A 9,224-nucleotide genomic window follows, 5' to 3' on the forward strand; every position below is an offset into this window, starting at 1 on the left:
CCTTCGGCAATCCTAGTTGGTCTGCCCGACCGACGCAATTCAGCGTCCCGCCCGCGACTCCAGTTCCTTGATCAGCGGCTCGACCGTGCCGCCGTTATTCTGGATGTAGGAATTGAAATCCGAACGTCTAGTCATGACCATGCTGACGCCCTCGACCTTGACATCGGTGACGCGCAGCCCGCGGCCGCGGTCGCGGACCTCCCATTCGAGCTTGATCGGCTGACCGTTCGACTGGTTGATCCGGCTGTCGACAATGAAGACGCCGTTCGGCCGGCTGGTCACCTTGCCGACGGTCACGGTCTGTCCGCCGTACTGACCGAAGCGCTCGCTGTAGGCCCGCGCTTCGGCGCTCTCGACCGCCTTCAGGAAGCGGACATGCTGCTGTTCGTTCGCCCTGTTCCAGTTCGCGCCCAGCGCGGTCTGCCCCATGTAGGGCAGGTCGAAATTGGTCTGCAGGACCTTCTGCATGGCGGCCTGCCGGGCGGGCCCGGGGCTCGTGCTCTTGATGATCTGGATGACTTCGGCGGCAGTCCGCTCGATCAGCTCGGCGGCTGGATTCGCCGCCGCAGCCGGCAATGCCACGAGAGTGGCGGCCGCGCCTGCGACGAAACCGAGGACAACACGACGACTGGCGAGCAGCGACACCGTTCGCTCCCTGGCAATGGCTTTGGACTGAAACGCTTCTAGCACGGCATCGATGCCGATGCCGAACGGCGAAAACCTCACTTCACCAGAGCGAGATTGTCGCGCCGCTCGAGCTCGCCTTTGGTGTCGGTCTTCTCGCGCTTGGCGCGAATCAGCTCGGCCCGGTTCTGCGTGTAGGCCGACCGCAGGGCAGCGTAGTAGTCGACACTGTTCTTCTCGAGGTCGTCGAGGGCGAACATGGTGCGCGAGCGGTAGTCGATGACCGTAAGTCCATAGCGCGGCGCCGAATAGTAGAACCAGTCCCAGTTGAAGGCGATCGGCAGGATCTGGAAGGGATCGATTGCGTAGTCGATCATCAGCCCGGTGGCGTCGCGCGCGTTCGACGGACCGGCGAGCGGCAGCATGAGATAGAAGCCGCCATTCTCCGGTTCGACGCCCTTGCCGGCCCACATGCCGATGGTCTTGCCAGCATCCTCCTTGGTGCGGGTCAGGCCGAAGCTGGTGGCGACGTCGAACAGGCCGGCGACGCCGATAGTCGAATTGACCAGGAAGCGCGCCATGGTGGTAGCCGCCCGGCTGGGATCGCCCTGAAAGACCTCGTTGATGGCGGTGACCGGCTCGCCGAGATTGTCGAGCACGTTGCGCACGCTCTTCTGTGCCGGCTCTGGCACCCAGTCCCGATAGAGGACAGTAATCGGCCGGATCGCCATGACGTCGAGCGCCCGGTTGAACGAGAAGATGAAGCGGTTGGGGGTCTCGATGGGGTCCCAGACCTCGGCCGCCCCGGTATCGCCGGAGGCGCACCCGCCGGCCAGGGCGGCGGCCAGCGCGACCGCAGTGACGGATCGACGGGCGCCGCCCGTCATCCATTTGGACACGCTTGCAATCATGAACGCCAACCCCGGTTCATCCCCCAGGCCCACTATGCACCGGGCCGGTCGTCACTGCAGTCTTGCACACGGCGCCTCTACTTTGAAGAGCATTGCCGGGCCCGACCTAGGGATAGATCGTGATTGCAAACATAAAGATATGCTTATATGCTTTGGTCGATGGACCACCTTCTCACCCTTCTGCGCGCCGCGGCCGAGGATACGAGGTTGCGCATCCTCGCCCTGGCGGCACGCGAGGATCTGACCGTCAGCGACTACGTCCACGTCCTGGGCCAGAGCCAGCCGCGCGTATCGCGCCATCTCAAGCTCCTGGTCGAGGCGGGCCTGCTTGAACGCTTCCGCGAAGCCCAGTTCACGCGCTTCCGACTGGTCACCGCGGGCGACGACGCGGCCCTGGTGCGCGAGTTCGTGCGCCGGCTCGATCCGAAGCACAGCCGGATCGCCGCTGACCGCGCCCGGCTCGATGCCCTGCAGCAGCGCCGCCAGACGGCGGCGGTGCGCTACTTCCGCGACAACGCCCAGCGCTGGGACGAGCTGCGCGCCCTGCATGTCGCCGACCGCGAGATCGAGCGCGCGCTCGCCCACCACCTGCCGATCGGCGCCCGCCGCCTGCTCGACATCGGCACCGGCACGGGCCGGCTGCTCGAGGTGCTGGCCCCCAAGGTCGAGCAGGCGCTGGGCATCGACCAGTCGCGCGAGATGCTGGCGCTCGCCCGCGCCAACCTGGCGCGCGCCGGCATCGACAATGCCGACATCCGCCAGGGCGACATGTATGCCCTGCCGGTCGACTCCGACAGCTACGACGTCGTCACCATCCATCACGTCCTGCACTATGCCGACGACCCGGCGGCGGCGCTCGCCGAGGCGGCGCGCGTCGTCCGTCCCGGCGGCGTCGTGCTGGTGGTCGATTTCTCGCCGCACGACCTGGTCGAGCTGAAGCGCGAGCACGCCCATGTGCATCTCGGCTTTGCCGACAACCAGGTCCAGGGCTGGCTCAGGAGCGCCGGCCTCAATCCACTCGAGCCGATCCACTTCCCCGGCCGGCGCCTGATGACGGGCATCTGGCGCGGCGAACGTGAGGTGCCCGAGCACACGTCGGCCCGATCGTCAGCCCTTTCCGCGCATGGAGTATCGCGATGAGCCCCGACACCGGCCCGCTGGGCAGCCCGCTCGGCATCGCTGCTGCCGAGTTTCCTGCCCGCGCGCCGCAGCGCCTGAAGGTCTCGTTCGAGTTCTCGCCGCCCAAGACCGAGGCGGCGGAGCGCACGCTGTGGGAAACGGTGGTCCGTCTCGCACCACTGCGTCCGACGTTCTTCTCCGTGACTTATGGCGCCGGCGGCTCGACGCGCCAGCGCACGCACGAGACGGTCGTCCGCCTGAAGAAGGAAACCGGCATCGATCCGGCGGCCCACCTGACCTGCGTCGGCGCGACCCAGGGCGAGATCGACGACATCGCCCGCGCCTATTGGGCTGCCGGCATCCGCCACATCGTGGCGCTGCGCGGCGATCCGCCGGCCGGCATGGGCGCCCAGTACAGCGTCCATCCGGGCGGCTATGCCAATGCCGCCGAGCTGGTGAAGGGCCTCAAGAGGATCGGCGCCTTCCAGATCAGCGTCGCCGGCTATCCCGAGAAGCATCCCGCCTCGGCCGACGTCAAAGCCGATCTCGACAACCTCAAGCGCAAGGTCGATGCCGGCGCCGACCGGTGCATCACCCAGTTCTTTTTCGAGGTCGACGACTTCCTGCGCTTCCGCGATCTCGCGGCGAGGGCGGGCGTGAACGTGCCGATCGTGCCGGGGATCATGCCGGTCTCGAACTTCCAGGGCGTCTCGCGCATTGCCAGCCTGTGCGGCTCCAAGGTGCCGGCGTGGTTCGCCAACCTGTTTGACGGGCTCGACGAGGATGTCGAGACGCGCCGCATGATCGCCGCCACCGTCGCCGGCGATCTCTGCCGGCGGCTGCGCGACGAGGGCGTCGACCAATTCCACTTCTATACGCTGAACCGCGCCGACCTCACCTTCGCCATCTGCCACTTGCTGGGAGTACGTCCGCAATGAATCGCATGGAAAAGGCGCAGCTGCTGCGCGACATCGCCGCGGAGCGCATTTTGGTCAAGGACGGGCCGTACGGCTCGATGATCCAGAGCTATCGGCTGGACGAAAAAGGCTTCCGCGGCGGCCGCAACTTCGCGCACGACCAGAAGGGCAACAACGACCTGCTCAACCTGACGCGACCCGAGATCGTGAGCGAGATCTGCAACGCCTATCTCGATGCCGGGGCCGACATCCTAGCCACCAACACCTTCAACGCCAACGCCATCAGCCTGTCCGACTACGGCATTCCCGGCATGGCGCGCGAGATCAACCTCGCGGCGGCGAAGCTGACGCGCGCCTGCGCCGACGCCGCGACCGGGCGCGGTCCCGACAAGCCGCGCTTCGTCGTGGGCGCCCTGGGACCGACCAACAAGACCCTGTCGGTATCGCCCAACGTCAATGATCCGGGTTTCCGCGCTGTGACCTTCGACGAAGTGAAGGGCATCTACCGCGAGCAGATCGACGGCTTGCTCGATGGCGGCGTCGATTTCATTCTGATCGAGACGGTGTTCGACACGCTGAACGCCAAGGCCGCCCTGGTCGCCGCCGACGAGGCGGCAGAAGCGCGTGGCGAGGAACTGCCGGTCATGGTGTCGATGACGCTCACCGACCTCGCCGGCCGCAACCTGTCCGGCCAGACGGTCGAGGCGTTCTGGCATTCGGTGCGCCACGCCCGGCCGCTCACCATGGGGCTGAACTGCAGCTTCGGCGCCACCGAGCTGCATCCCTACGTCAATGCGCTGAACCCGCAGGTCGACGGCATGGTCTGCGTCTATCCCAATGCCGGCCTGCCCAACGAGCTCGGCGCCTACGACGAGCCGCCGGAGATGACGGCCAAGCTGGTGCGCGGCTGGGCCGAGAACGGCTGGCTGAACGTGGTCGGCGGCTGCTGCGGCACGACGCCCAAGCACATCGCCGCGATCGCCGAGGCGGTGAAGGGCGTCAAGCCGCGCCAGTGGCACGCGCTGCCGCCGGCGCTCCGGCTCTCCGGCATGGAAGCGGCGAGCTTCTTCTGATGACACAGGTTCTCGACGACGGCGCGCCCGAGGCCCAGCGCGCCACCTTCATCAACATCGGCGAGCGCACCAACGTCACCGGCTCGGCGAGGTTCAAGAAGCTGATCCTCGAGGGCGACTACGCCGCGGCGATCGAGGTGGCGCGCCAGCAGGTCGAGAGCGGCGCACAGATCATCGACGTCAACATGGACGAAGGCCTGCTCGACGCCGAGAAGGCGATGGAAACGTTCCTGAAGCTGATCGCCTCGGAACCCGACATCGCCCGCGTGCCGATCATGATCGACAGCTCCAAGTGGAGCGTGATCGAGGCCGGCCTCAAGTGCGTCGCCGGCAAGCCGATCGTCAACTCGATCTCGATGAAGGAAGGCGTCGAGCCGTTCATCGAGCACGCCCGCAAGGTACGCCGCTACGGCGCCGCCGTCGTCGTCATGGCGTTCGACGAGAAGGGCCAGGCCGACACCAAGACTCGCAAGGTCGAGATCTGCGCCCGCGCCTACGACATCCTGGTCAACAAGGTCGGTTTCCCCGCAGAGGATATCATCTTCGATCCCAACATCTTCGCCGTCGCCACCGGCATCGAGGAGCACAACAACTACGGCGTGGACTTCATCGAGGCGACGCGCGAGATCAAGGCACGCTGCCCCAGCACCAAGATCTCCGGCGGCGTCTCCAACCTGTCGTTCGCGTTCAGGGGCAACGAGCCGGTGCGCAAGGCCATGCACTCGGTGTTCCTCTATCACGCCATCAAGGCGGGCATGGACATGGGCATCGTCAATGCCGGCCAGCTCGAGGTCTATGACGAGATCCCCAAGGAGCTGCGCGACGCCTGCGAGGACGTGATCCTCAATCGCCGGGAGGATTCCACGGAACGCCTGCTCGAGCTGGCGCCCAAGTACAAGGGAACCGGCGAGGTCGCCGCCACGCAGGATGCCGAATGGCGCAGCTGGCCGGTCGAGAAGCGGCTCGAGCACGCCCTGGTCAAGGGCATGGACCAGTTCGTGGTCGAGGACACCGAGGAGGCGCGGCGCCAGATCGCGCGGCCGATCGAGGTCATCGAGGGTCCGCTGATGGCCGGCATGAACGTGGTCGGCGACCTGTTCGGCGCCGGCAAGATGTTCCTGCCCCAGGTGGTGAAGAGCGCCCGCGTGATGAAAAAGGCGGTTGCCCACCTGCTGCCCTACATCGAGGCCGAGAAGACGGCGACGTCGCGCAGCAAGGGCCGCATCGTGATGGCGACGGTCAAGGGCGACGTCCACGACATCGGCAAGAACATCGTCGGCGTGGTCCTGCAGTGCAACAATTTCGAGGTCATCGACCTCGGCGTCATGGTGCCGTTCCAGGACATCCTGAAATCGGCCAACGACAACCGCGCCGACATGATCGGCCTGTCGGGACTGATCACCCCGTCGCTCGACGAGATGGTGACGGTCGCCGAGGAGATGAACCGGCAGGGCTTCAAGGTGCCCTTGCTGATCGGCGGCGCCACGACCTCCAAGGTCCACACGGCGCTGCGCATCGCGCCGCGCTACGAAGGGCCGACGGTGCACGTACTCGATGCCTCGCGCGCGGTCGGCGTGTGCACCGCGCTCACCTCGGAGTCCAAGGGCCAGGCGCGCGAGTTCGCCGCCCGCGTCGCCGCCGAATACGAGCAGATTCGCGTCGAGCGCGGCGACGGCAAGAAGGACAAGCTGGTCTCGCTCGAGATCGCCCGCACCAACGCCTACGCGATCGATTGGTCGAAATACACGCCGCCCAGGCCGGCGGTGACCGGCACGCGCATCTTCGCCGAGTATCCGCTGCACGAGCTGATCGAGCGCATCGACTGGACGCCGTTCTTCCGCGCCTGGGAGCTGGCCGGCGTCTATCCCAGCATCCTCGAGGACAAGGTGGTTGGCGAGAGCGCGCGCAAGCTCTACGCCGATGCGCGCAAGATGCTGGAGCTCGTGGTGCGCGAGAAGTGGCTCACCGCCAAGGGCGTGGTCGCGTTCTGGCCGTGCCGGCGCGACGGCGACGACGTGGTGCTGTACGAGGACGAGGCCCGCGACAAGGAGATGTCGCGGCTCTACTTCCTGCGCCAGCAGGTCGAGAAGCGCTCGGGGCGCGCCAACATGTGTCTGGCCGATTTCGTCTCGCCGGAGGCCGACTGGATCGGCGGCTTCGCGGTGACCGCGGGCCACGGCATCGAGCAGCATCTCGCGCGCTTCAAGACCGACCACGACGACTACTCAGACATCCTGCTGAAGGCGCTGGCCGACCGGCTGGCCGAGGCGTTCGCCGAACGCCTGCACGAGCGGGTGCGCAAGACCTTGTGGGGCTACGCGCCCGACGAGGCGTTGAGCAACGACGAGCTGGTGCGCGAGAAATATCGCGGCATCCGGCCGGCGCCGGGCTACCCCGCCTGCCCCGACCACAGCCAGAAGCCCGAGCTGTTCCGCCTGCTCAATGCCGGGCAGAACGCCGGCATGATCCTGACCGAGAGCTTCGCCATGCTGCCGACGGCGGCGGTGTCGGGCTACTACTTCGCCCATCCCGAGGCGCAGTATTTCGGCGTCGCCCGCATCGGCCGCGACCAGGTCGAGGACTTCGCCCGCCGCCGCGGCGTGCCGATCGAGCAGGCAGAGCGATGGCTGCGACCGAACATCGGCTACTGATGCGTCAGGCTCCTCCCCAGCGAAGCTGCTACGGAGTGGACACAACTTAATTCCTCCTCCGTCTTACGAGTGTCTTACGGGGGAGGTGCCCCCGAAGGGGGCGGAGGGGGAAGGCCTCAAACGAGATCCATGAGATTCCGAAGTCGGAATCAGAGGCATCTCGAGTGCGGCTTTCCCCCTCCGCCCCGTATGACGGGGCACCTCCGCCGATTACGGGGGAGTGTTTCGAGATGTGTCCACTCCGTAGCAGTACGTTTCCCGGAAGGCCCTTCGGTACAGAATCCACAGGGCCACCGGCAGGACGAGCTCGACGACGGTGAGCATTTGAAACAGCGGGTGCGGCAAACCCGCCTGCCACAACGAGACAAGCCGCGAGACGCCACTCGCGAAGAAGACCACCAGCAACCAGGCGAAGAGTTGGCCTCGCGTGGCCAGCGCACGGCTGCACCAGATCAATGCTCCGCCAAAGCCCACGAACAACGTGGCGTAGAAGCGGTCCTCGCTGTCCATGGTGGCATTCACGGGGATGGAGCCCGGTATGACCGCCGGGCCCACGGCGATGTGCGCCAAGCCGATCAGCATGCACACGGCACCGAAGAAGGCGACAAAGAACGCCAGGAACGCCTTCATGCCGATCTCCAGGCGCATCACCTGCGCCAGCGCCAACATACCGGTTGTGAAGCCCGCTAATTACGACCGGGAAGCGCGCGGCGACCCATGCGCGAAATGCCGCGTCGAACTGCCCTCCGCGAATTGTCGCCCCGCAAGCGATTCCTTCTGCCATGGTATGGCGGCTGACGAGGCAATCATGAGCTATGCCCTGGTACTCATCGTCGGTGTCGTCGCCGGGACTGTGAGCGGCATCGTCGGCACGGGCGCCACCATCATCCTGCTGCCGATCCTGGTCTACGCGTTCGGGCCGCGCGAAGCCGTGCCGATCATGGCGGTCGTCGCCCTGATGTCGAACTTCGCCAAGATCACCTCATGGTGGAAGGAGATCGACTGGCGGGCCTGCGGCGCCTACGCGCTGGGCGGCATCCCGGCCGCCACGCTGGGCGCGCGCACGCTGCTCGTGCTGCCCGAGAGGCTGATCGACATCGCGCTCGGCCTGTTCTTCCTCGCCATGGTGCCAGGCCGGCGCTGGCTCGCCAGCCGCAGCGTCCGATTCGTCGCCTGGCATCTCGTGCTCGCCGGCGCCGTGATCGGCTTCCTGACGGGCATCGTCGTGTCCACGGGGCCGCTCAGCGTGCCGACGTTCGCCGCGTACGGCCTGGTCAAGGGCGCCTTCATCGCCACCGAAGCGGCGGGCTCGCTGGCGCTCTACATCAGCAAGGCCGTCACCTTCCGCGAGTTCGGTGCGCTGCCCGTCGACATCGTCATCAAGGGGCTCATCTCCGGCTCATCGGTGATGGCCGGAACCTACCTCGCGCGGCTGATCGTCGAACGGCTGAGCGTCGCCACCTTCCAGCGACTGCTCGACGGCGTGATGGTGATCTCGGGCCTTGCCCTGTTGTGGGCGGCGATTCGCTAGTATCTACGACCGTATCTACATTAGGAGTTACGACATGCCGGAACTCAAACTCCGCCGTACTGGCAATTCGCTCAGCACCTCATGCCCAAGGAGGCCCTGGCACGCATGAATGCCAAGGAGGGCGGCACGCTTTACGCCGTCGAGACGCCGCAAGGTTTCCTTGTCGGCGAGCAGAGCACCGTCGCGGCGAGCACGCAGGCTGGCGGCAACTGGCTGTATGGGGGTCCGAATGCGGAGATCGGCATGGTCGCCGCCGGCGTCGTGCGCGACACCGGCTACAACCTGGCGACCGGCGTCGCCGAGATCTCGCTGCGGCTCAAGCGGTAGGGATCGACGTCAGGCCGTCGCCGGCTGCAGCGCGCAGCCGGAGACGGTGATGCGGTGCATCAGCCGGCGCT

The 9,224-nt window shown here is 66.5% G+C and carries 7 protein-coding genes and 1 pseudogene; 5 read left to right on the forward strand and 3 right to left on the reverse strand.

Annotated elements, in window-relative coordinates:
- Window positions 1–39: 39 nt before the first annotated feature.
- Complete coding sequence (locus tag AB7O82_RS18020; protein ID WP_428543763.1) at window positions 40–645, reverse strand: MlaC/ttg2D family ABC transporter substrate-binding protein; 606 nt, start codon at window positions 643–645, stop codon at window positions 40–42.
- Window positions 646–722: 77 nt separating this feature from the next.
- A complete protein-coding gene (locus tag AB7O82_RS18025; RefSeq protein WP_428543765.1) occupies window positions 723–1,523 on the reverse strand; it encodes an MlaA family lipoprotein in 801 nt (266 codons plus the stop codon).
- 159 nt (window positions 1,524–1,682) lie between these two features.
- Here AB7O82_RS18025 and AB7O82_RS18030 point away from each other — a divergent pair, with 159 nt between their 5' ends.
- The 3 genes and pseudogenes from AB7O82_RS18030 (at window position 1,683) to metH (ending at window position 7,295) form a co-directional block, all read left to right on the forward strand.
- Entirely contained in the window at window positions 1,683–2,675 is a 993-nt protein-coding gene (locus AB7O82_RS18030; RefSeq protein WP_428619899.1) for an ArsR/SmtB family transcription factor, read from the forward strand.
- On the forward strand, window positions 2,672–3,592 hold the full coding sequence (metF, locus tag AB7O82_RS18035; protein ID WP_428543769.1) for a methylenetetrahydrofolate reductase [NAD(P)H]: 921 nt from the start codon (window positions 2,672–2,674) through the stop codon (window positions 3,590–3,592). The genes AB7O82_RS18030 and metF overlap by 4 nt, the downstream gene beginning before the upstream one ends.
- Window positions 3,589–7,295 (forward strand): annotated as a pseudogene (gene metH / locus AB7O82_RS18040) (methionine synthase). Before metF ends, metH begins: the two are co-directional and overlap by 4 nt.
- A gap of 210 nt (window positions 7,296–7,505) precedes the next feature.
- Here metH and AB7O82_RS18045 read toward each other — a convergent pair.
- Window positions 7,506–7,925 (reverse strand): DUF4345 domain-containing protein, encoded by a 420-nt coding sequence (locus AB7O82_RS18045; RefSeq protein WP_428619901.1) that lies wholly within the window; start codon window positions 7,923–7,925, stop codon window positions 7,506–7,508.
- 178 nt (window positions 7,926–8,103) lie between these two features.
- On the opposite strand from AB7O82_RS18045, the gene AB7O82_RS18050 reads away from it, so the two are divergent.
- Both AB7O82_RS18050 and AB7O82_RS18055 read left to right on the forward strand, forming a co-directional pair.
- The gene (locus AB7O82_RS18050) at window positions 8,104–8,826 is read left to right on the forward strand and encodes a sulfite exporter TauE/SafE family protein (RefSeq protein ID WP_428619904.1); all 723 of its coding nucleotides are present in this window, start codon (window positions 8,104–8,106) and stop codon (window positions 8,824–8,826) included.
- A 105-nt stretch (window positions 8,827–8,931) separates the two neighbouring features.
- On the forward strand, window positions 8,932–9,153 hold the full coding sequence (locus AB7O82_RS18055; RefSeq protein ID WP_428547686.1) for a hypothetical protein: 222 nt from the start codon (window positions 8,932–8,934) through the stop codon (window positions 9,151–9,153).
- Window positions 9,154–9,224: the final 71 nt, after the last annotated feature.

It is taken from the genome of Reyranella sp. (genome assembly GCF_050185545.1).
Taxonomy (GTDB): Bacteria; Pseudomonadota; Alphaproteobacteria; order Reyranellales; family Reyranellaceae; genus Reyranella.

What these genes read in the sequence shown, in the direction of transcription:
- AB7O82_RS18030 (WP_428619899.1), top strand. Translation starts at nt 1,683, where the DNA reads ATGCTTTGGTCGATGGACCACCTTCTCACCCTTCTGCGCGCCGCGGCC.
- metF (WP_428543769.1), top strand. Translation starts at nt 2,672, where the DNA reads ATGAGCCCCGACACCGGCCCGCTGGGCAGCCCGCTCGGCATCGCTGCT.
- AB7O82_RS18050 (WP_428619904.1), top strand. Translation starts at nt 8,104, where the DNA reads ATGAGCTATGCCCTGGTACTCATCGTCGGTGTCGTCGCCGGGACTGTG.
- AB7O82_RS18045 (WP_428619901.1), bottom strand. Translation starts at nt 7,925, where the DNA reads ATGAAGGCGTTCCTGGCGTTCTTTGTCGCCTTCTTCGGTGCCGTGTGC.
- AB7O82_RS18055 (WP_428547686.1), top strand. Translation starts at nt 8,932, where the DNA reads ATGAATGCCAAGGAGGGCGGCACGCTTTACGCCGTCGAGACGCCGCAA.